General features: G+C 61.7%; 19 protein-coding genes, 1 tRNA gene and 1 pseudogene. 8 read left to right on the top strand and 13 right to left on the bottom strand.

Translation table 11 applies throughout. The features are described 5' to 3' along the window. Positions 1–402: 402 nt before the first annotated feature. Positions 403–846: an iron-sulfur cluster assembly scaffold protein gene (locus ACODTY_RS14800; protein ID WP_488995008.1), complete on the bottom strand. Its 444-nt coding sequence runs from the start codon at positions 844–846 to the stop codon at positions 403–405. Positions 847–1,078: 232 nt separating this feature from the next. Here ACODTY_RS14800 and folE point away from each other — a divergent pair, with 232 nt between their 5' ends. The 3 genes from folE to ACODTY_RS14785 all read left to right on the top strand — a co-directional run bounded on the left by folE (position 1,079) and on the right by ACODTY_RS14785 (position 3,269). Then, positions 1,079–1,717, top strand: coding sequence for a GTP cyclohydrolase I FolE (folE, locus tag ACODTY_RS14795; protein ID WP_488995007.1), 639 nt, complete (start codon positions 1,079–1,081; stop codon positions 1,715–1,717). A 37-nt stretch (positions 1,718–1,754) separates the two neighbouring features. Further along, positions 1,755–2,213, top strand: a complete 459-nt coding sequence (gene hisI, locus ACODTY_RS14790; protein ID WP_488995006.1) for a phosphoribosyl-AMP cyclohydrolase — start codon at positions 1,755–1,757, stop codon at positions 2,211–2,213. 84 nt (positions 2,214–2,297) lie between these two features. Continuing rightward, positions 2,298–3,269 carry a patatin family protein gene (locus ACODTY_RS14785; protein WP_488995005.1) on the top strand — a complete coding sequence of 324 codons (972 nt, stop codon included), beginning with the start codon at positions 2,298–2,300 and terminating at the stop codon, positions 3,267–3,269. Between the two features lie 12 nt (positions 3,270–3,281). On the opposite strand, the gene recJ is transcribed toward ACODTY_RS14785, so the two are convergent. The 7 genes from recJ to ACODTY_RS14750 form a co-directional block, all read right to left on the bottom strand. Further along, on the bottom strand, positions 3,282–5,063 hold the full coding sequence (gene recJ, locus ACODTY_RS14780; RefSeq protein ID WP_488995004.1) for a single-stranded-DNA-specific exonuclease RecJ: 1,782 nt from the start codon (positions 5,061–5,063) through the stop codon (positions 3,282–3,284). Positions 5,064–5,121: 58 nt separating this feature from the next. Then, a complete protein-coding gene (gene glpX / locus ACODTY_RS14775) occupies positions 5,122–6,105 on the bottom strand; it encodes a class II fructose-bisphosphatase (protein WP_488995015.1) in 984 nt (327 codons plus the stop codon). 216 nt (positions 6,106–6,321) lie between these two features. Further along, positions 6,322–6,660, bottom strand: coding sequence for a hypothetical protein (locus ACODTY_RS14770; protein WP_488995003.1), 339 nt, complete (start codon positions 6,658–6,660; stop codon positions 6,322–6,324). A gap of 54 nt (positions 6,661–6,714) precedes the next feature. After that, positions 6,715–6,882 (bottom strand): Thivi_2564 family membrane protein, encoded by a 168-nt coding sequence (locus ACODTY_RS14765; RefSeq protein ID WP_156460236.1) that lies wholly within the window; start codon positions 6,880–6,882, stop codon positions 6,715–6,717. A gap of 103 nt (positions 6,883–6,985) precedes the next feature. Then, positions 6,986–8,299 (bottom strand): homoserine dehydrogenase, encoded by a 1,314-nt coding sequence (locus tag ACODTY_RS14760; RefSeq protein WP_488995002.1) that lies wholly within the window; start codon positions 8,297–8,299, stop codon positions 6,986–6,988. A 45-nt stretch (positions 8,300–8,344) separates the two neighbouring features. Beyond that, positions 8,345–9,562 carry an LL-diaminopimelate aminotransferase gene (locus ACODTY_RS14755; protein WP_488995001.1) on the bottom strand — a complete coding sequence of 406 codons (1,218 nt, stop codon included), beginning with the start codon at positions 9,560–9,562 and terminating at the stop codon, positions 8,345–8,347. 45 nt (positions 9,563–9,607) lie between these two features. Beyond that, positions 9,608–10,024: a hypothetical protein gene (locus tag ACODTY_RS14750; RefSeq protein ID WP_488995000.1), complete on the bottom strand. Its 417-nt coding sequence runs from the start codon at positions 10,022–10,024 to the stop codon at positions 9,608–9,610. A gap of 96 nt (positions 10,025–10,120) precedes the next feature. Here ACODTY_RS14750 and ACODTY_RS14745 point away from each other — a divergent pair, with 96 nt between their 5' ends. The 3 genes from ACODTY_RS14745 (at position 10,121) to ACODTY_RS14735 (ending at position 13,653) form a co-directional block, all read left to right on the top strand. After that, positions 10,121–11,962, top strand: a complete 1,842-nt coding sequence (locus ACODTY_RS14745) for a PHA/PHB synthase family protein (protein ID WP_488994999.1) — start codon at positions 10,121–10,123, stop codon at positions 11,960–11,962. Positions 11,963–12,176: 214 nt separating this feature from the next. Continuing rightward, a complete protein-coding gene (locus ACODTY_RS14740; RefSeq protein WP_488994998.1) occupies positions 12,177–13,385 on the top strand; it encodes a YcbK family protein in 1,209 nt (402 codons plus the stop codon). Positions 13,386–13,578: 193 nt separating this feature from the next. Continuing rightward, positions 13,579–13,653 (top strand) — tRNA-Glu (locus ACODTY_RS14735). Positions 13,654–13,700: 47 nt separating this feature from the next. Here the strand turns inward: ACODTY_RS14735 and ACODTY_RS14730 are convergent. Beyond that, entirely contained in the window at positions 13,701–13,886 is a 186-nt protein-coding gene (locus tag ACODTY_RS14730; protein WP_488994997.1) for a hypothetical protein, read from the bottom strand. A gap of 120 nt (positions 13,887–14,006) precedes the next feature. On the opposite strand from ACODTY_RS14730, the pseudogene ACODTY_RS14725 reads away from it, so the two are divergent. Then, a pseudogene (locus ACODTY_RS14725) lies at positions 14,007–14,105 on the top strand (IS5/IS1182 family transposase); the annotation flags it as partial. A gap of 525 nt (positions 14,106–14,630) precedes the next feature. On the opposite strand, the gene ACODTY_RS14720 reads toward ACODTY_RS14725, so the two are convergent. From ACODTY_RS14720 to ACODTY_RS14705, 4 genes are all read right to left on the bottom strand, one after another. Then, positions 14,631–15,764, bottom strand: coding sequence for a WD40 repeat domain-containing protein (locus tag ACODTY_RS14720; RefSeq protein ID WP_488994996.1), 1,134 nt, complete (start codon positions 15,762–15,764; stop codon positions 14,631–14,633). 11 nt (positions 15,765–15,775) lie between these two features. Then, complete coding sequence (locus ACODTY_RS14715) at positions 15,776–16,114, bottom strand: hypothetical protein (protein ID WP_488994995.1); 339 nt, start codon at positions 16,112–16,114, stop codon at positions 15,776–15,778. A 42-nt stretch (positions 16,115–16,156) separates the two neighbouring features. Beyond that, positions 16,157–17,371 (bottom strand): WD40 repeat domain-containing protein, encoded by a 1,215-nt coding sequence (locus ACODTY_RS14710; RefSeq protein WP_488994994.1) that lies wholly within the window; start codon positions 17,369–17,371, stop codon positions 16,157–16,159. 167 nt (positions 17,372–17,538) lie between these two features. Beyond that, positions 17,539–17,832: a hypothetical protein gene (locus ACODTY_RS14705; protein WP_488994993.1), complete on the bottom strand. Its 294-nt coding sequence runs from the start codon at positions 17,830–17,832 to the stop codon at positions 17,539–17,541. 217 nt (positions 17,833–18,049) lie between these two features. On the opposite strand from ACODTY_RS14705, the gene ACODTY_RS14700 reads away from it, so the two are divergent. Continuing rightward, complete coding sequence (locus ACODTY_RS14700) at positions 18,050–19,210, top strand: helix-turn-helix transcriptional regulator (protein WP_488994992.1); 1,161 nt, start codon at positions 18,050–18,052, stop codon at positions 19,208–19,210. The last annotated feature ends 155 nt before the right edge of the window (positions 19,211–19,365 follow it).

The following is a 19,365-nucleotide window of genomic DNA, read 5'->3' as shown; positions in this document are numbered from 1 at the left end:
AATTCCGGGATGACGAAGCGGAGAGGTGGCACTCCCTAGCGGAGATGATGAAGCGGAGAGGTTGCACCCCTAGCGGAGATGACGAAGCGGAGAGGTTGCGGCTCAGCCTGCTTCGGACATCATGCCGGGCTAGCCGGCCTTCCACCCAATGAAACCAGACCTACACGCCGCGTCATCCCGGAAGCGAGCTGAACAAAGTGAAAGCGACGCTGTCCGGGATCCATTCCGTGACATCGCGGCAATACGCAGGTGAGGCAGAAGACAGCGGAAGGGAAAGCGCACGCCGCGTGATTTGTGAGGTTTCCCCCGCAGGGCATTCGCTTCGCCAACCGGCTGCTCACCCCCATAAACGGGGAGAGGAAGGCGTCAGCGTTTGCGCCAAACACCCCACCAGCTGCGGCTTTACGCCGCCTGTTCGGCCTTCTTCTCGATCTGGTCGATGGCGTCGACGACGGCGTCGAAGGTCAGCATGGTCGAGGCATGGCGCGCCTTGTAGTCGCGAACCGGCTCCAGATATTTCAAATCGTCAAAGCGGCCCTCGGGCGGCGCGCCGTTTTCCTTCAGCATCTTCAGCATCTGGTCGCGCACGACGCGAAGCTCCTGCGAGGTTGCGCCAACGACATGCTGAGCCATGATGGACGACGACGCCTGACCAAGCGCGCAAGCCTTAACGTCATGCGCGAAGTCGATCACGATACCGTTATCCATCTTGAGGTCGATGGTAACCGTCGACCCGCAGAGTTTTGAATGTGCCGTGGCGGTGGCGTCAGGGTTTTCCAGCCTGCCTATGCGGTCGATATTCCCGGCAAAAGCCAGAATTTTCCTGTTGTAGACGTCATCAATCATAATTTTCCGATCTATCGCCGTCCGATAGACTGCGATTGCCGCATCTGCACTTTTAATTGCGGCGCTGGTTGAATATATAATGCTCGAGTTCCGGGAACGGCAAGGCGAGTTGTGCGTCTAAGCTTCCGGAACCACGTCACGCCGCTTCGGGCCGTTTCATGACGATCCCGCATAAGGCAGTGGTCCGTTCAACTCGTTCCTCCTTTGAGAGGAACTACGGGAGACGCCTTTTATGGACGCCGTCATCAAGAAGCTCATGCCCAACATGCCAAATGTCGAAACGCGGGCGGTCAGCCGCCCGAGCGAAGCCGAGGTAGAGGCCGCCGTACGCACGTTGCTGCGCTGGACCGGCGACAATCCGGACCGCGAAGGTCTGCTCGATACGCCCAAGCGCGTGACCAAGGCCTACCGCGAGATGTTTTCGGGCTACGACAAGGACCCGGCTGAAGAGCTTGGCCGCACGTTCGAGGAAGTGGCCGGCTATGACGATCTCGTCGTCGTCAAGGACATCGAGTTCCATTCGCATTGCGAGCACCACATGGTGCCGATCATCGGCAAGGCGCATGTCGGCTACATGCCCGACGGCAAGGTCGTCGGCCTGTCTAAGATCATCCGCGTGGTCGAGATTTTCGCGCACCGCCTGCAGACGCAGGAAGCGATGACGGCTCAGATCGCCGGCACCATCCAGGACGTGCTCAATCCGCGCGGCGTGGCCGTGATGATCGAAGCCGAGCATATGTGCATCGCCATGCGCGGCATCCGCAAGCAGGGTTCGACCACGCTGACCTCGACCTTCACCGGCTCGTTCCGCGACAACCCGGAAGAGCAGATCCGTTTCATGACCATGGTGCGGGGCGGCCTGAAGGTATAACGCCACCCTCCCCGCCTTCCAGACACAGGAACCGGCAATGTCGGCGCTCGTTTTCGCTGCGGCTTCGGCTGACAAGAAAGCACTTGAGGGAGGCACGGCGTTTACGCCGCGCTTCGACGCAAACGGCCTCGTCACGGCAATAGTGACCGACGCGGCGGACAACATGCTGTTGATGGTGGCGCATATGAACGCCGAGGCTTTGGCGCTGACGCTGGAGACCGGCATCGCCCACTATTGGTCGCGCTCGCGCAAGTCGCTTTGGAAGAAGGGCGAAACATCCGGCAATGTGCAATACGTCACAGAAGTGCGGACCGATTGCGATCAGGATGCGGTCTGGCTGCGCGTGAAAGTCGCAGGCCACGATGCAACCTGTCATACCGGGCGGCGTTCCTGCTTTTACCGGACGGTGGAGATTGATGGCGGCAAGGCAAAGCTTGCCGGCGACGGCAGTGCGCCGTTGTTCGATGCCGGGTCAACCTATCGAAAGGCCGATTGAACCAATTGGTGTGTTGCCTTTGCGGGCATTCACCATTTCGATACGCAGAGCCGATAGGCTCGCAAAGGGACCAGGGAGATCATGATGCTCGATTGGGCGTCATTGTACAGCAGGCCGGATGTTCGAGAAGCCAATGGCCTCTCTTCATCGACTGGCACGGCTGACCCCAAACCCGCCAGGAAAACGGGCATAGCACTTGCGCTTGGCGGCGGCTGCGCCCGTGGCTGGGCGCATATCGGCGTGCTGCGGGCGCTGGACGAAGCCGGCATCGAAATCTCCATGATTGCGGGCACCTCCATCGGTGCGCTGGTGGGCGGCTGCTATCTGGCCGGCAAGCTGGACGAGTTGGAAGAGTTCGCGCGCAGCCTGACCAAGCGTCGCATTTTCGGACTGCTGGACATCAACCTTCGCGGCAACGGGCTGTTCGGCGGCATGCGGCTCGATGCGCGGCTGCGCGAGCATCTGGCCGGCGTGCGGTTCGAGGATTTGCCGAAGCCGTTCGTCAGCGTGGCCTCCGAAATCCGCACCGGCCATGAAATCTGGCTGTCGAACGGCTCGCTGATCACCGCCATGCGCGCATCCTATGCGCTGCCCGGCGTGTTCGAGCCGGTCAATTGCAACGGCCGCATGCTGGTCGATGGCGCGCTGGTCAATCCGGTGCCGGTTTCGGTATGCCGGGCGCAGGAACAGCCGATCGTCATCGCGGTCAACCTGAGCTCCGACAATTTCGGCCGCGCGGCGGTGATCCGGCATAGCGCGGGCGATCTTCTGGTGGAACACGATGCGCCGGCTGAGCGCAGGCACGAGGACGCGGCGCACGCCAAGGAAAGCCGCCTCGGCATCACCGGCGTCATGGTCGAGGCCTTCAACATCATCCAGGACCGGATATCGCGCGCGCGGCTTGCCGGCGACCCGCCCGACCTGTCGATCCAGCCGAAACTCGGCCATATCGGCATGACGGAGTTCCATCGCGCCGACGAAGCGATCAAGTTCGGCTATGAGGCAGCCAAGGCCCATGTGGCGGAACTTGCGCGGCTACAGTCGGTTCTGGGCTGAAATTTCGCCAAATCAGGCGGAAGCCGCATCGATGATGCGAAACTGCGCGCGTCGATTGCCATTCCAGTAATTGCTCGACAGCGAGCCGGCGACATGGACCGCCGACCCCCTGCTCTTGAACAGGAAGTCGCCGAGTGCGGTATCGACCGCGCGAAAGGCGATGGCCTGGATGCGTCCGCCGCTGCCGGACTGAAGGTCGGCGCGGATGTGGTTGGTGCCGACCTGCCGTGCATCGACCAGCCGATGGCGCGGCAGGGCGAAGACAGGCGCAACGTGGCCGGTGCCGAAAGGGCCTGCCTTGTCGAGCGAATCCAGCAATTGCAGGGTGACGCCCTCGGCGCTGAGCGCGCCGTCGATCAACAGGCTCTCCTGATCCTGCAGGCGGAAAACATCCGCCGCTGCCTTCTCCTCGAAAAAGGCGCGCAAGGCGCCAAGCTTGTCGCGCTCGACGGTGATGCCCGCCGCCATCGCATGACCGCCGCCCTTGACGATCAGGCCCGCTGAAACCGCATCCCGCACCAGCCGTCCGAGATCGAAGCCGGGTACGGAGCGCCCTGACCCGGTGCCGACGCCGTTCGGATTGAACGAAATGGCGAAGGCCGGCCGGCGGGCATGGTCCTTCAGCCGCGAGGCAAGGAGGCCGACAATGCCGGGATGCCATTTCGTGCTGGCCGTGACGATGATGGCCGGTCCGTTGCCGCCGGCAAGCTCGGCGTCTGCCTCGGCGCGGGCTTCGGCCAGCATCTCGGCTTCCATCGCCTGACGCTCCTGGTTCAGGCGGTCGAGCGTTTCGGCAATGGTGCCCGCCTCGACCGGATCATCGGTGGCCAGCAACCTGCTGCCGAGCGCGGCATCGCCGATACGCCCGCCGGCATTGATGCGGGGGCCGAGCAGGAACGATAGGTGGAAGACGCCGACAGGTTCGCCGATGCGGGAGGCGCGCGCCAGCGCCGCCAGCCCGACATTGGTCTGCTGGCGCATGATCTGCAGCCCCTTGACCACGAAGGCGCGGTTGACGCCGGTGAGTGGCACCACATCGCAAACGGTGGCAAGCGCCACCAGATCGAGCAGGCTGAGAAGGTCAGGCTGAGGTGAGCCCGGCAGGCGGCTGCGCAGGACCTTCGCTGTCTGGACCAGCGTCAGGAAGACAACACCTGCGGCGCACAGATGGCCCTGCCCCGACAGATCGTCGTCGCGGTTCGGGTTGACGACGGCGACCGCGTCCGGCAGCGCGCCGCCGACCTGATGGTGGTCAAGCACCACGACATAGGCGCCGGCTTCACGCGCGGCATCGATGGCGGCTGCGCTGTTGGTGCCGCAATCGACGGTCACGATCAGCTTTGCGCCGCGCCCGACAAGCTCGCGCATCGCGTCCGGGTTAGGGCCATAACCTTCGAAGATGCGGTCGGGAATATAGATTTCGGACTCGATGCCGAAATGGCCGAGGAAGCGCTTCAAGAGTGCCGATGAGGCCGCGCCATCGACATCATAGTCGCCGAAGATCGCCACTCTTTCGCGCGCAGTCGCGGCGGCGGCGATGCGATCCGCCGCCTTTTCCATATCGGTCAGCGATGCCGGATCGGGCAGCAGCTCGCGAATGGTCGGATCGAGGAAACGCGCCGCACCGGCGGCCTGCACGCCGCGCCCGGCCAGAACGCGCGCGACGATATCGGAAACGCCCAGCCCTTGCGCGATGGCAAGGGCTGCCATGTCCTCGCGCTCGGTCAGCCGGTGTTCCCAAAGAATACCGGTGGCCGAACGCCTTACATCGAGAAAGAGCCGCTTATCGGCCATTGTCAGTCACGCCTGCACATTGCGGCGCGACTGTAGGCCACCGCCACCAGCGGTGGAATCAGAATTTGTCCAGATCCTGATGCCGCGCCTTGATCTCGCGCACGGTGCGCGAGGAGGAACGCAGTACGATGGTGTGCGTGGTGATGTAGTTGCGGCCGAACTTGACGCCCTGCAGCATGTTGCCATCGGTGACGCCGGTGGCGGCAAACAGCACGTCGCCACGCGCCATCTCGTCCGTGCGATAGACCTTCTTCGGATCGGAGATGCCCATCTTGGCCGCGCGGGCGACCTTTTCCGGCGTATCGAGGATCAGACGCCCCTGCATCTGGCCGCCAGTGCAGCGCAGCGCCGCCGCAGCCAGAACGCCTTCCGGTGCGCCGCCGGTGCCGAGATAAAGGTCGATGCCGGTTTCTTCCGGATCGGTAGTGTGGATCACGCCAGCAACATCGCCGTCGCCGATGAGGCGGATGGCAGCGCCGGTCGCACGCACCGCCTCGATCAGCTTGGCATGGCGCGGGCGATCCAGAATGCAGGTGGTGATTTCGCCGATGCTGACGCCCTTGGCCTTGGCAAGGCTGGCGATGTTTTCGGCCGGCGAGGCGTCGATATCGATCGTGCCATCCGGATAGCCGGGGCCGATGGCGATCTTGTCCATGTAGACGTCGGGCGCGTTGAGCAGGCTGCCCTTCTCGGCAAGCGCGACGACGGCCAGCGCGTTGGGCAGGTTCTTGGCGCAGATGGTGGTGCCTTCCAGCGGATCGAGCGCGATGTCGACGGACGGGCCCTTGCCGGTGCCGACTTCCTCGCCGATGTAGAGCATCGGCGCTTCGTCGCGCTCGCCCTCGCCGATCACGACCGTGCCCTTGATGGCCAGGTGGTTCAGTTCCTTGCGCATGGCATCCACGGCAACCTGATCGGCGGCCTTTTCATCGCCACGGCCGCGCAATCTCGCAGCGGCAACGGCCGCGCGCTCGGTCACGCGCACGAGCTCCATGGTTAGAACCCGGTCGAGGCTTGCGCTGATCTTCTGTGCCGCAGTCATGATGTCTTGTGAAACCCTCTTCGCCACGCCCCACCCTCTGGAGCGAGGCCCCTTTTGTCAAAGGCTCATGACAACGGCAAGTCCCCCAAAAGGAGTTCTGCGGCAATCAACGATATCAATCGATTGAAAGTTCAACGGCTCCGCCTAAGCAGCGGAGCCGTGGGATTTCCTCTTGTATCAGCAGCTAGGGCCGACTTGGAAAATGGAAAGTTTTGGCTAGCGCCAGCGACTGTACCAGTCGCGCTCGCGTGAGCCTGATTGGCCGATCATCATGCCGACAAGCAGGCCGATTGCGCCACCGAGAACGAGGGCGCTCGACACGGTGCCCGGATTGTTCTGGACGGTCTCCGATACGCTGCGCGCGCCGGTCCTTAATTGCTGCGCGGTGCGCGATGCCCTGTCCGATGCGGCCTCGTACCAACCCGAGGCTTGCTCGGCCGCCTCCTCCGCCCGCTCCGCCAAAGCCTTGTTGATCTTGTTCATCTCGCGACGAAGCTCGGCAATCTGCTTCTTCATCGCGTCCTGAACGTCTTCGGCCTTCACTGTGTCAGCCATGTCGGTTTCCTTTCGGGCAAGTTCATGGGCATCCGGGCGGGCAGAATGGCGCGGCTAGAACACCGCGAGATATTTCAGCATCGAGATGATGCCGATGATGATCACGACGACCTGCGCGATCTGGCGCGTGCGCCCGTCGAGCGGCAGACGCTGGACGAGATAGAGAATGAGAACGATCACCAGGAAGGTGATCAGAATACTGATTAAAACGCTTCCAGCCATAGAGTGTCCCTCATTGAAAAGTGCAAAACGCACGAGGGGACAACGGCTTGGGCCTCGCTAAGGTTCCATCCGTTGCGAGGCGGGCAGAGAAATGAAGGAGCGGCTACTCGGCCCGCTCGATACGGATGACCTGCGGCTTCGAGGTTAGGTGGCCGTCCTTGGTGACGCCCTCCACGGCCTTGCGCACCGCTGCTTCCGTCGTTTCGTGCGTGACGAGGATGACGGTCTTTTGCGCGAGCGCTTCCTTGCCGTCGGCATGCTGGACAATCGATTCCAGCGAGATGTCGTTGTCGGCCATGCGCCTGGCAATCGCCGCGAAGACGCCGATGCGGTCGTGTACGGTGAGGCGGATGAAATAGCCGCCGGCGTGGGAGCGCATCTGCGCCTTCTTGTAAGGCCGCAATTCCTTGGCCGGACGCCCGAACACCGGGCCGTGCTGGAAACCGGGGCGGCTCTTGGCGATGTCGGCGATGTCGCCGACCACCGCGGAAGCCGTAGCGTTGCCGCCTGCACCCGGACCTGAAAGCAGCAATTCGCCCAGAATATCCGTCTCGATCGCCACCGCGTTGGTGACGCCATTGACCTGCGCGATGACCGATGCAGTCGGCACCATAGTCGGGTGAACACGCTGCTCGATTCCGCTTTCGGTACGCTGGGCGACGCCCAAAAGCTTGATGCGATAGCCAAGCTCGCCGGCGGCGCGAATGTCGGCCTGGGTAATGTTGGAGATGCCCTCCAGATAGATGCTGTCGGCGGCAATCTTCGTGCCGAAGGCAAGGCTGGTGAGGATGGAAAGCTTGTGGGCGGTGTCGTTGCCCTCGATGTCGAAGGTCGGATCGGCTTCGGCATAACCGAGGCGCTGCGCGTCCTTGAGGCAATCCTCGAAGGAGAGGCCTTCGGCTTCCATGCGGGTGAGGATGTAGTTGCAGGTGCCGTTCAGGATGCCGAACACGCGCGAAACCGTGTTGCCTGCCATCGCCTCGCGCATGGTCTTGATGACGGGAATGCCGCCGGCGACCGCTGCCTCGTAGTTCAGCAGAACACCGCGCTTTTCCGCCGCCTCGGCAAGTGCCACGCCATGCTTGGCCAAAAGCGCCTTGTTCGCCGTAACCACATGCCGGCCGGCTTCCAGTGCCGCCTTCACGCAGGCCCGCGCAGGGCCTTCGTCGCCGCCGATCAATTCGACGAAAACGTCGATATCGGCCTTCACGGCCAGTTCCACCGGATCGTCGAACCATTTGGCGGCGCTCAGATCTACGCCGCGGTCGCGCTTGGGATCGCGGGCAGAGACTGCGGTGACCACCACGTCGCGGCCGCACTGGCGGGTCAGTTCGGCTGCCTTGTCCGCCAGAACGCGGACTACGGATGCTCCAACCGTGCCGAGGCCGGCTATGCCAATGCGCAGTGCTTCAGCCATGACTGGCGACGTCCCTCTTAAATCTCGTGGAATGCGGCAAAGCTCTCAGCGGTGCGCGGAGAGCGGAACCACATTGTTGGGTTGCTTCGCGCTCGTGGACAGGAAGCGCTTGATGTTGCGCGCAGCCTGACGGATGCGATGCTCGTTCTCGACCAGCGCGATGCGCACATATTCATCGCCATGCTCGCCAAAGCCGACGCCGGGCGCCACGGCAACGTCCGCATGCTCGATCAGGAGCTTGGAGAATTCCAGCGAGCCGAGCTGGCGGAACTGCTCCGGGATCGGTGCCCACGCAAACATCGAAGCAGCCGGAGCCGGGATCGGCCAGCCGGCGCGACCGAAGGCATCGACCATGACATCGCGACGCTTGTGGTAGACATCGCGCACTTCGGCGATGTCCGAACCATCGCCGTTGAGCGCTGCGGTTGCGGCAACCTGGATCGGCGTGAAAGCGCCGTAGTCGAGATAGGACTTCACGCGGGTGAGCGCCGAAATCAGGCGTTCGTTGCCAACGGCAAAGCCCATGCGCCAGCCGGGCATGGAGAAGGTCTTCGACATCGAGGTGAACTCGACCGCGATGTCCATCGCACCCGGAACCTGCAGCACCGAAGGCGGCGGATTGCCGTCGAAATAAATCTCCGAATAGGCAAGGTCGGACAGGATGATGATGTCGTTCTTCTTCGCGTAGGCGACGACGTCCTTGTAGAAGTCGAGCGAAGCGACCAGCGCCGTCGGATTGGACGGGTAGTTGAGGATCAGCGCCAGCGGCTTCGGGATGGAGTGGCGCACGCCACGTTCCAGCGCCGGGATGAAGCCGTCATCCGGCTCGACCTGCATGGAACGGATGACGCCGCCCGACATGATGAAGCCGAAGGCATGGATCGGATAGGTCGGGTTGGGGCACAACACCACGTCGCCCGGCGCGGTGATGGCCTGCGCCATATTGGCGAAGCCTTCCTTGGAGCCGAGTGTCGCCACGACCTGCGTATCCGGGTTCAGCTTCACGCCGAAGCGGCGGGCATAGTAATTGGCCTGGGCGCGACGCAGGCCGGGAATGCCGCGCGAGGAGGAATAGCGGTGCGTGCGCGGATCGCGCACGACTTCGCACAGCTTGTCGACGATGGCCTTGGGCGTCGGCAGGTCCGGATTGCCCATGCCGAGGTCGATGATGTCGGCGCCGCGCGCGCGGGCGCTGGCCTTCAGCCGGTTGACCTGCTCGAAAACGTAGGGCGGAAGGCGGCGAACCTTGTGAAACTCTTCCATGTCAGTTCCAGCATCGAGTGGCGCGAATTCGGGCGCGATATACCCCTATTTGCAAGTCGGGTCGAGGGCGGGATCGCATTTGCCTTCGATCTCTTTCAGCGTGTCCTTGCCGTGGCTCTTGGCCAAAGCGTTGAGCGAAGAGCTGTCATCCTTCGCGCCTGAGGCGCGGGCAGGATTGCGGGCCGACGCGTTGTCGGCATTCAGGGCGGCGAGCTTTGCCTTCGCCTCCTCGTCGGTGAACTGGGGAGCGGCCTGTTGGGCCGGAATGTTGAGGTTGGGGAACGTGCCGGTGTCGTTGGGGCCAACCATGTTGGGACCGGTGGATGCCGAATTCGCCGCAGGTGCCGCATCCTCGATGTTGGAGGTGGAGCACGCGGCCAGCATGAGCAAGCCGGCCAACGCGGTGCCGCGGCCAAGAAAGCCCATGCCAAAAAAAACAACCTTTGCGATACTATGTGTCATGTTGCATCCGTGAAAGGCGCGGTAGACCTTGTTGGACCCTATCAGCCGTCTCATGGTACCATGTCAACAAAGGCTTCGGGAGGAACCGCGCGAACCATGTCCGAAAAACCCGGCCAAGGCAAAGCCGAAAGCGAAGCCCCTCCTTCTGCCGACCAGTATCTTGTGAAGGATCCTGAACGCTTCGCGCTCAACCTTGCCCGCATGGTCGAGCAGGCCGGAAAGGCAGCATCGGCCTGGGTGGAGCCGCGCGAAAAGGGCGAAGTGCGCGACCACGTCGCCGAGCCGGTGGCCGACATGGTCAAGACGTTTTCCAAGCTCACTGAATACTGGCTTTCCGATCCGCAGCGCGCGCTGGAGGCGCAGACGCAGCTTTTCGCCGGGTATATGAATGTGTGGGCGAACGCGATTTCGAAAGCGGCCACGCCTGCTGGGACCGAGCCAACGGCCGAATCGATCAAACCGGAACGCGGCGACAAGCGCTTCCAGGACCCGGAGTGGAGCCGGAACGCCTTTTTCGATTTCCTGAAGCAGGCCTATCTCATCACGTCGCGCTGGGCCTCCGACCTTGTCGAGCGCGCCGACGGGCTGGACGAGCACACCCGCCATAAGGCGAGCTTCTATATGAAGCAGGTGTCGAACGCGATTTCGCCGTCCAACTTCATCCTGACCAATCCGGAGCTGTTTCGCGAAACGGTCGCTTCCAACGGCGAGAACCTCGTCAAGGGCATGAAGATGCTGGCCGAGGACATTGCCGCCGGCAAGGGCGACCTGAAGCTTCGGCAGGCGGACTATACCAAGTTCGAGATCGGCAAGAACGTCGCCGTGACACCCGGCAAAGTCGTCGGCCGCAGCGATGTCGCGGAGATCATCCAGTATGCGCCCACCACGGACAAGGTGCTGAAGCGCCCGCTTCTGATCTGCCCGCCATGGATCAACAAGTTCTACATTCTCGATCTCAACCCGGAAAAATCGTTCATCCGGTGGGCAATCGAGCAAGGCCATACGGTGTTCGTCATCTCGTGGGTCAATCCGGACGAGCGCCACGGCACCAAGAGCTGGGAAGCCTATATCCGCGAGGGCCTGCAATACGGCCTCGACACGATCGAGAAGGAAACCGGCGAGCGCGAGGTCAACGCCATCGGCTATTGCGTCGGCGGCACGCTTCTGGCGGCGGCGCTGGCGCTTCTGGCGCAAGAGGGTGACGAGCGCATCCGCTCCGCCACCTTCTTCACCACTCAGGTCGATTTCACCTATGCAGGCGACCTCAAGGTGTTCGTCGACGAAGACCAGGTTTCCGCCGTCGAGCGCTCGATGAACGAGAAGGGCTATCTCGACGGCACCAAGATGGCGACGGCCTTCAACATGCTGCGCTCGGGCGACCTGATCTGGCCCTATGTCGTCAACAACTACATGCGCGGCAAGGACCCCCTGCCCTTCGACCTGCTCTACTGGAATGCCGATTCGACGCGCATGGCGGCGGCCAACCATTCCTTCTACCTGCGCAACTGCTACCTTGAGAACAATCTCTCGCAGGGTCGCATGGAGCTGGCCGGCCGCACCGTCTCGCTGGCCGACGTCACCATCCCGGTCTACAACCTTGCCGCGAAGGAAGACCACATCGCGCCGGCGCGATCGGTGTTTCTCGGCTGCCAATATTTCGGCGGCAAGGTGGACTATGTGATGGCCGGCTCCGGGCACATAGCGGGCGTGATCAACCCACCGCAGATGAACAAGTACCAGCACTGGACCGGCGGCAAGCCGGTGGGCGATTTCGACGAGTGGTTCGCCAAGGCCAAGGAAACGCCGGGCTCATGGTGGCCGAACTGGCAAGAGTGGATCGAGGCCCGCGAAGGCACCCGCGTGGCGGCGCGTATTCCCGGCAAGCATTTGAAAGCGCTGGGGGAAGCGCCCGGCACCTATGTTAAGGTGCGCGTGTAACAATCTGTAATCTGTGGTGAGTTGACGGATGACGCAAAGCAGGTGAAATGGCGGCGTCAACTGTGCAGTAAGCTTATTCTGTCGATATCCGCTCGATTTTCAGTAGCGTTGCTGATTCGACACAGGTCTCGTTTCCAGGCCGGAAACACGATCATCAGGGCGTTGATGTGAACGACAACGCCAAGGAATTGCCGGTCGGAAACCGAGGGGGAATTTGAGTTTGCAGTTTAAGGGATCGCGCCTCAGGAAGGGTGAACGCCGCGCCATTGCGGCGGCTTTGCTATCTGTCCTCCTTGCATCCTGCACCTCCACGACAGACCCTACGCTTTCGGTTGCGATGCCCGGCTACAATGCCGCCGCGACCGATATTGCCGCGGCTTCGACGCCAGCCGATGCAACCACAGGTGATTCTGTCGCCGCCGCGCCACAGGCCCTGGCCACCGGTGAAGGCGACGTCGCCCTGCCCGATCAGGTTGCCTTCATGCCGACGATGAAGCCGGGCAGCGAACAGCAAGCCCCGATGCCGGTTACCACCGCCGAGGCCGCTACCACCGCGCCGCAACAGCAGGAAGCCGCAACTGCGCCTGCCACGGCCCCTGTGCCGCAGGAAGCTGGCCAGCAGGTTGCCGAAGCCGCGCCTGCAAAGCCGGCCGCTACGCCTGAACAGGCCGCGCAGAGCGCCGAGTTCTACGTGACCGCAACAGAACCACCGGTTCAGGAAGCAGCACCCAAGAAGAAGGGCTTCCTCGCCTCGCTGTTTGGCGCTACGCCCGCTTCCGCCGCCCCTGCACCGAAGCCGAAGGCCGTTGCGCCGGCCGAACAGGCCGAGCCGGCCAAGCCGATCATCACGCTGGCCTCGACGGAGCCGGCAAAACCGATCATCGCATCGGCCTCGGCCGCGCCTGATACGCACAACTACACCACCGATGCGCTTCCGGGCGTGCGCCAGACGGCGCTGTTCGAAATCAAGCGCAAGTCGGGTCTCGACGACGAGAGCGACATCGACCTCAACGAGGAAGAGGATTTCGGCGCCTATCAGGTCGCCTCGGCGGCAGGGCTAGCGCGGTTGGCTCCCAACGGCCTGCTCAAGCAGACCGAGCGCGTCGACGTTGCCTGCCTGAAGCCGTCGCTGGTGCGCGTGCTCAAGACCATCGAAGGCCACTACGGCAAGAAGCTGATGGTGACTTCCGGCTATCGCGACCCGGCCCGCAACCGCCGTGCGCGCGGCGCGAAGAATTCGCTGCACATGTATTGCGCCGCCGCCGATATCCAGGTGCCGGGCGTCAGCAAGTGGGAACTGGCCAACTACCTACGTTCGATGCCGGGCCGTGGCGGTGTCGGCACCTATTGCCACACCGATTCGGTGCATGTGGACGTGGGCCCCGAGCGCGACTGGAACTGGCGCTGCCGCCGCCGCAAGTAAGCCCTCGCCTCGTATCCACTTTCTCACCGTCAAGCGCCATCACGCGATGGCTTCTGGGTCGTGTGCTGCTCCTTCGCCAACGAAAATCGCGTTTTTCACATCAAAGCCACATCCTGAAAAAAGTTGCGAAATGGCTGGCCGGATGGGGTTGCCCGCTTCGCACAACACAACTATAAACCGCCCTCATCTGAGCGCGCCCATCGTCTAGCGGTCAGGACACCGCCCTTTCACGGCGGTAACAGGGGTTCGATTCCCCTTGGGCGTACCAGTTGCTTACAAATCCGGGCACTCCGGCCGGAGCTGCCCCGCCACCCATCACCAGACGCTCCAGAACAGCCCGCCTTCCGTGAATACGGATTTCCGTGCGTCGACCTCGATCATGTCGGTCATGGCGCGCAGCCAGGTGCGGCGGAAAGGTGTATCACTGGTCAGCACATTGGCGCGCACGACTTCGACGAAGGTTGCGATCCTATCTTCAGTGATCCGGGCTTTGGGGCGCATTTCTGCAACGGCGCGATCGAAGCTGGTTTCGGCAATGTCGCGTCCGGTCTTCGCAGGTCGACAATGGTCGTCTTCCGCCCGAAACTTTTACTTTGCGACGAAATCTGATTCACGCTCAGCATGAGCCGATATGACTTGACCGATTTCGAATGGCGCGTGATCGAGCCCTTGTTGCCCAATAAGCTGCGAGGGGTGCCGCGATCCGGTGCGCCGTGGCGCTGCTGATCCAGTTGAACGCTGCAGGGATTGTCCGTCATCTGGCTTTGACTGGCGAGTGACTGGATGACGGACAGAACAACTCCTCCCCGGACCGCAAAACCTGCAGCTACTTGGCCACCGGCATTATTGGGTGAGTTTGTTGACGATCGAGCCCTGTCGCCTGGCAGGCAGGCGAATGCGTTGCTGGCTAGATGCTTCCCAGGGCCATCGACTGAATCCGCTCTCGAAACAGTGGGAAGCAACGTTTAACAGCGCTACAGTTAACCAAACACATTTACTGCTTCTCTGCACCACCAACCTTCCCGGTACAACAATCCTTTGAACAGTTAATCTTCATCGCCGCACCTCATCAATATAAAATTCCTTGCTGCGGTAAAGAAGTCGCCACTGTTTCAGCAACCGCATATTCGAACACTCAATGGCTGCGACGTTTTATACTCCGTCACTGGCTCTACATTCCTCCGATCTGGCACAACTAGATCGCATTGCCGCACCTCGGAGCGACAATCTGTTTCGGGAGTAGACCTACTTCGCGAAGGCCGACTTTACCTTGACCGGATCGGCTTTTGACGGATCGAAGCCATCTCCTTCGAGCAGCGTCGCCATCGCGCCCGCCTCGGTCATGAATGTGCCGCCCGGAAGGAACACCACGTAGCCGTCGGACCAGATCCTCGCCGAGGCAACCTGTTTCAGCCCCTTCGTCCGCCAGAGCGAGATCCGTCCGTCATTGTCGGCGATCGCGAACCGGTTGCCATCAGGCGAGAAGGCCATCGCTTTGATCTCGGCGAACTCCTCAGTGACACCGACAGCGCCAAGTTGTTTTCCAGATCGGGCGTCAAAGAGGCCAGCCTGCCCGTTCTCGAGCTTGGTCAAGAAGTGTTTTCCATCAGGGGATATCGCCACGATCCGAGCGGAAAGCTCGCCCTTGATTTTGTGGACCCGCAGGCGCTTGCCATTCCTGCCGTCATAGAGATGAACCTCGCCAAAGGCCGCAGCGGCTACCACTCCGGTCTTCGCCACTTCAATGTCATGGAATCCTGCCCAGCCCATACCTGGAACCTCGAAATCAAAATCGGCGAGATAGCCCTCCAGCGTCTCGGCCCTGAATTGGGGAGTCTCCGCCTCGAAAATCAGCTCGCCAGACGCGGAAAAGGCCACATCATCCACGATCCCGCTGTGCTTGAAATCCCACACGATGCCGCCATCCTGCGTCCTGAACAGCACAAGCCTGGTCGAAAGGTCGCTGGCCAGCCCGAGCTTGCCATCAGGCGACAGGGCCAGACAAAGCAGCTGGTCAGAGAAAAATTTGATACTCCAAATATCCTCTCCGGTGGTCAGGTCTAGATAGCGGATATTTCCAGACGCATAGGCGGTCAGCGCATGCCTGCCGTCCGATGTCACCCGCACCAAGTTGCGCGAGGTCGTCGCTCCATATGGAAGCGCGGTCTTGACGCGGACAGAAACCCCGCCGCTCGAGAGATCCCAAAGACGGATATTGCCGTCATCATCTCCCATGTAGATGCCTTCACCGTCGGGCGCGAAGACAAGGGAGAACACCTCATCGGTCGGGACAGGGAGGGTTTCGAAATCAAAGGCCCATGCTGGCTGTATGGCGAGGAAAAGGACCAAGGCGATCGCGAATGGCCGGCGAATGCTCATGACGCACTCCGCTACCGGCATTTGACGCTGTCGGCACCGGGCAGCACGACCGGCGTGAACGGGATCACGAAGGTTGTTCCCTTGGCCGTCGCGGTCTTGCCCTTGGCGCATTTCGAGGCGCGGTTCGTCTGCACATAAGCGGTGCAGCCGCGTTTCCTGTCGTCGATGGCGACGACCTTGCCGTAACCCATCTCGGCGACGACGTCGCTGGCGGCATCGACATAGAGGACGGTGCCCTCCACGGAAAACGCCTTGCCGGGGTTGAATTCGCAATCGGCGGCGAGCGCCGGGCAGCTGAGGAGCAGGGCAGCGCCGGCCGCCGCCCAAAGCAACATTCTGGTATCTCGCAAGATCAAATCATCCTTGTTGGAGGGTTCCCAATCGCCCGGTGGCTAGTCCGCGGAAATCTCTATCGCCGGCAGCTTGAGGACCTGGCGCTCCTTCCTGGTAAGCGCCGGGCCGTCGGTTCCGTCCTGCACCTTGATAACTTCGAGAAACCACGGACCGCCTTCGAAGAAATGGCCATCGGGCTGGATTGCAATGAAGGAAGGCGGCTCGGTCTGTTCGCCGAGCGCATGCATCGAGACGAGCTCGCGGCCTTCGTCCGCCGACCAGATTTTCATGCTACCGTCCATGCTGGAGGAGACGATCAGCGAGCCGTCGCCGAGAAACCTGCCGTCCGAAACGGAGTGCCGATGGCCCGCCAGACGGTGGATCATCTCCCCCGTTTCCATGTCCCACAGGATGAGCGTGCGGTCACCGCTCCAGGTGAGGAAGCGCTTGCCGTCAGGGGAAAACTGCGCGCCGGAGAGGAAGAGATCGTGACCGCCGAACCGCCTGAGCTTTTCTCCTGTCGCGACATCGAACAGCTCGTAGGCGTTGGTCGAAGGATCGAATTCCGCGGCATTGCCGAGGCCGCCATTTTCCTGCTGTAGCACCGCAACGATCTTGCTGTCGGGCGAGAAAACGGTGTCGTAGGGTTGGAAACCGGTGTCGATGACGCTGAGAAGCTTGCCCTCGGTGTCGCGGATGACCAGCTGCTCGTAATGCTTCCGGTATCCCCCACCGGCGATGAATTGTCCGTCCGGCGACACGGCGAGGGACGCCATCTCATCGTCGAACTTGATGGTGCGGCCGGCGTATTTGCCCTTCTGGTCCATGAAGGCGATGCCCCCTCCATGCGCCATGCCGATCGTGCCGTCCGGCATGAAGTAACCGGTGCCCGCGCCATCAACCTTGTCCTCATCGGCGACGGCTCCGGTCGCCATCTCCCAGACGTACATGTGCTGCTCGCCGAGGTCGGGCGAATACAGGACCGTGAGGCGCTTGTCGTCATCCATGAAGAACAGGTTTTCGACGACCTCCTCGTCGATCTTGCGCGAGGACACCATCGTTGCGTGGCGCCAGTCCCACACCTGCACGGTTCCATAGAGTGTGCCGACCGCCACCAGGCTGCCGTCCTCCGAAACGGCCAATTGGGTGAGTTGGTGAATCTCGGCGGCGTCGGTGGAATGGACGCGATAGTGGGAGGCTGGTTCGCTCGCCCAAGCGACCGTCGCGGGTGCAAGGATATACCAGGCTATGAACAGAGCGGCGACCAAGCGCAACAGAGGCGGAGCGGTCGGGCACCTTGACCTACGGAGACATAATGTTCCTGGCATCGCAAAGGCGGGTTCCACTGTCGTCTCCAGCTATGAAATCTTTCGCCTACCCGGGCGACTGTAGCCGGCTCAGCTTGACTCTGTGGGAGGGCCATCGGCGCCAGTGGCGCGGCTCACCAGCAGTCCATGAATATGTAGCAGTCCAGTTCTTCCTCGGTCATTTTCATGCACTTCCCGAACTCGGCATCGAAGTACCCTGCATTGCCAAGTTTTTTCATGCACTGGCGATCCCGTGCCGGAGTGTCGCAAGCCCAAGGATGGGTATCGCTCATCGCCCCCGTATTTCGCGTAACGCGTCCATCGTAGCGGGTGCACTGCGCCTTCGTCTTCACCAGGCTCTCCGCACTGGCCATGTCGAATTGTGCCGGAGCGATGGTGGCGGCCAGAAAGGCGACCGCAAGGATCATATTGTGTCTTGGCATTGCTTCCTCTGTTCGCTTGTCTCCTCGGGAACATGTTCTAACAACCCCGAGCCCGCCATCCGTCCGCGCATAGTAAAGTTCAGACCCGTGCGCCCGACACTCCCGTTTGGGAGTTGACGGGTAACGCTTTGCAAAAATGCCGCTTTTCTCCAATGCCCTATCGGTTATCTGTATAGCCGTGGCAAGCTTGGGGCACTTGGCGATGGGGCGAAAATCACTTGATGTCTATGATGAGCGCCGCGTGGCGGCTATCGGCGCGAATGTCACCGCGGCAATCGACGCCGCGACGTTCGGAGAGGGCGCGTGGGACCAGGTGCCGGCAATCCTGAGCGAGGCCTTCCCCGGCTCGTTTGCCGGACTCTACAACATGAATTTCCCCGAAAGCCGACTCAATTTCCTGTCATGGCAGAATATGGACCCGGCTTTCGAAAAGGCCTACGCCGAGCACTTCGCCTACATCAATCCATGGAGCGCCTACTGGACGCCAATAAAGGGCACGACGATTGCCGCGTCGGAAGACGTTTACCCGGCGCGGAGTTTCTCCAGATCGGAGTTCTACAATGACTGGCTGATGCCCCAGGATCGTGCCGAGGCTGCCGTCGGTATGAAGATCGTCGGCGAGCGGAATGAGGCGGTGCATGTACTCCTGCATTTTTCTCGTTCCATATCCGATGTCTACGAGCGGGCCGCGCTTGAAGCTATGGCGAGGATCCGTGGCAGCCTGGAGCGGTCCGTCAACATCTCCCGACTGCTGCGCACGGACATGGAGACGGCGCTAATTAAGGCAAGTCTGATAGAACGCAGCAGTTGCGCAGCATTTGTCGTGGAAGGAAGTCGGCGACTGCGCGATGCGAACCCAATGGCGGAGCGGCTCTTCTTCAGAGGAGAGGGCGTGTCCGTCCGCAATGGCCGTTGTCACCTTGCTGACAAGAGCGCGGATGCGCACTTCGGACTAGCCATAGAAAAGCTGTCGAGGGGGCTACCCACATCGGCAACGCGGATCGCCTTCCGTACCACAACCGGCGCCTGGCAGGTATCGGTTGCAAGCGTTCCGTTTCCGCAGTCGTCGATGGTGGGACTTACCCTGCTTCCGCCGCACCGTCTGATCCTCGTACTGGTCGTTGATCTCAATTCGAAAGACGTGGATTCCGGCGATTTTGCGCCGCTGGGCGCTATCTTCCACCTGACGCCTGCGGAGATCGCCTTCTGCAAGCGACTGTTTCTCAGCGAAACCATTGCAGAGGCTGCCGATAGGCTGGGCATTACAGAGGGAACCGCTCGCACCAGGTTGAAGGCCATCTTCCAGAAGACCGGTACGACCCGGCAATCGGAACTGATGTTGCTACTGGCGAAGGTCGCATAGCAATCCAAAATAGCTGTACGTTTGCAATCGTCATGTGGAGCCAGAAGCTGCCAGGCAGCTGACCGCCCCGTTACTGCCCCTACCCTACGTATGGATGTTCGACACATGAAGTCCAGCGCCAGCGACGAGCGCATAAATTACAAGTCACATACAAT

The organism is Mesorhizobium sp. FG116 (assembly GCF_057809835.1).
This window is presented reverse-complemented; position numbering and strand designations above follow the sequence as displayed.

What these genes read in the sequence shown, in the direction of transcription:
- ACODTY_RS14765 (WP_156460236.1), bottom strand. Translation starts at nt 6,882, where the DNA reads ATGGCTGGAAGCGTTTTAATCAGTATTCTGATCACCTTCCTGGTGATC.
- ACODTY_RS14760 (WP_488995002.1), bottom strand. Translation starts at nt 8,299, where the DNA reads ATGGCTGAAGCACTGCGCATTGGCATAGCCGGCCTCGGCACGGTTGGA.
- ACODTY_RS14730 (WP_488994997.1), bottom strand. Translation starts at nt 13,886, where the DNA reads ATGCGCCCCAAAGCCCGGATCACTGAAGATAGGATCGCAACCTTCGTC.
- ACODTY_RS14745 (WP_488994999.1), top strand. Translation starts at nt 10,121, where the DNA reads ATGTCCGAAAAACCCGGCCAAGGCAAAGCCGAAAGCGAAGCCCCTCCT.
- ACODTY_RS14700 (WP_488994992.1), top strand. Translation starts at nt 18,050, where the DNA reads ATGGGGCGAAAATCACTTGATGTCTATGATGAGCGCCGCGTGGCGGCT.
- ACODTY_RS14755 (WP_488995001.1), bottom strand. Translation starts at nt 9,562, where the DNA reads ATGGAAGAGTTTCACAAGGTTCGCCGCCTTCCGCCCTACGTTTTCGAG.
- ACODTY_RS14750 (WP_488995000.1), bottom strand. Translation starts at nt 10,024, where the DNA reads ATGACACATAGTATCGCAAAGGTTGTTTTTTTTGGCATGGGCTTTCTT.
- ACODTY_RS14785 (WP_488995005.1), top strand. Translation starts at nt 2,298, where the DNA reads ATGCTCGATTGGGCGTCATTGTACAGCAGGCCGGATGTTCGAGAAGCC.
- hisI (WP_488995006.1), top strand. Translation starts at nt 1,755, where the DNA reads ATGTCGGCGCTCGTTTTCGCTGCGGCTTCGGCTGACAAGAAAGCACTT.
- glpX (WP_488995015.1), bottom strand. Translation starts at nt 6,105, where the DNA reads ATGACTGCGGCACAGAAGATCAGCGCAAGCCTCGACCGGGTTCTAACC.
- ACODTY_RS14705 (WP_488994993.1), bottom strand. Translation starts at nt 17,832, where the DNA reads ATGATCCTTGCGGTCGCCTTTCTGGCCGCCACCATCGCTCCGGCACAA.
- recJ (WP_488995004.1), bottom strand. Translation starts at nt 5,063, where the DNA reads ATGGCCGATAAGCGGCTCTTTCTCGATGTAAGGCGTTCGGCCACCGGT.
- folE (WP_488995007.1), top strand. Translation starts at nt 1,079, where the DNA reads ATGGACGCCGTCATCAAGAAGCTCATGCCCAACATGCCAAATGTCGAA.
- ACODTY_RS14800 (WP_488995008.1), bottom strand. Translation starts at nt 846, where the DNA reads ATGATTGATGACGTCTACAACAGGAAAATTCTGGCTTTTGCCGGGAAT.
- ACODTY_RS14770 (WP_488995003.1), bottom strand. Translation starts at nt 6,660, where the DNA reads ATGGCTGACACAGTGAAGGCCGAAGACGTTCAGGACGCGATGAAGAAG.
- ACODTY_RS14720 (WP_488994996.1), bottom strand. Translation starts at nt 15,764, where the DNA reads ATGAGCATTCGCCGGCCATTCGCGATCGCCTTGGTCCTTTTCCTCGCC.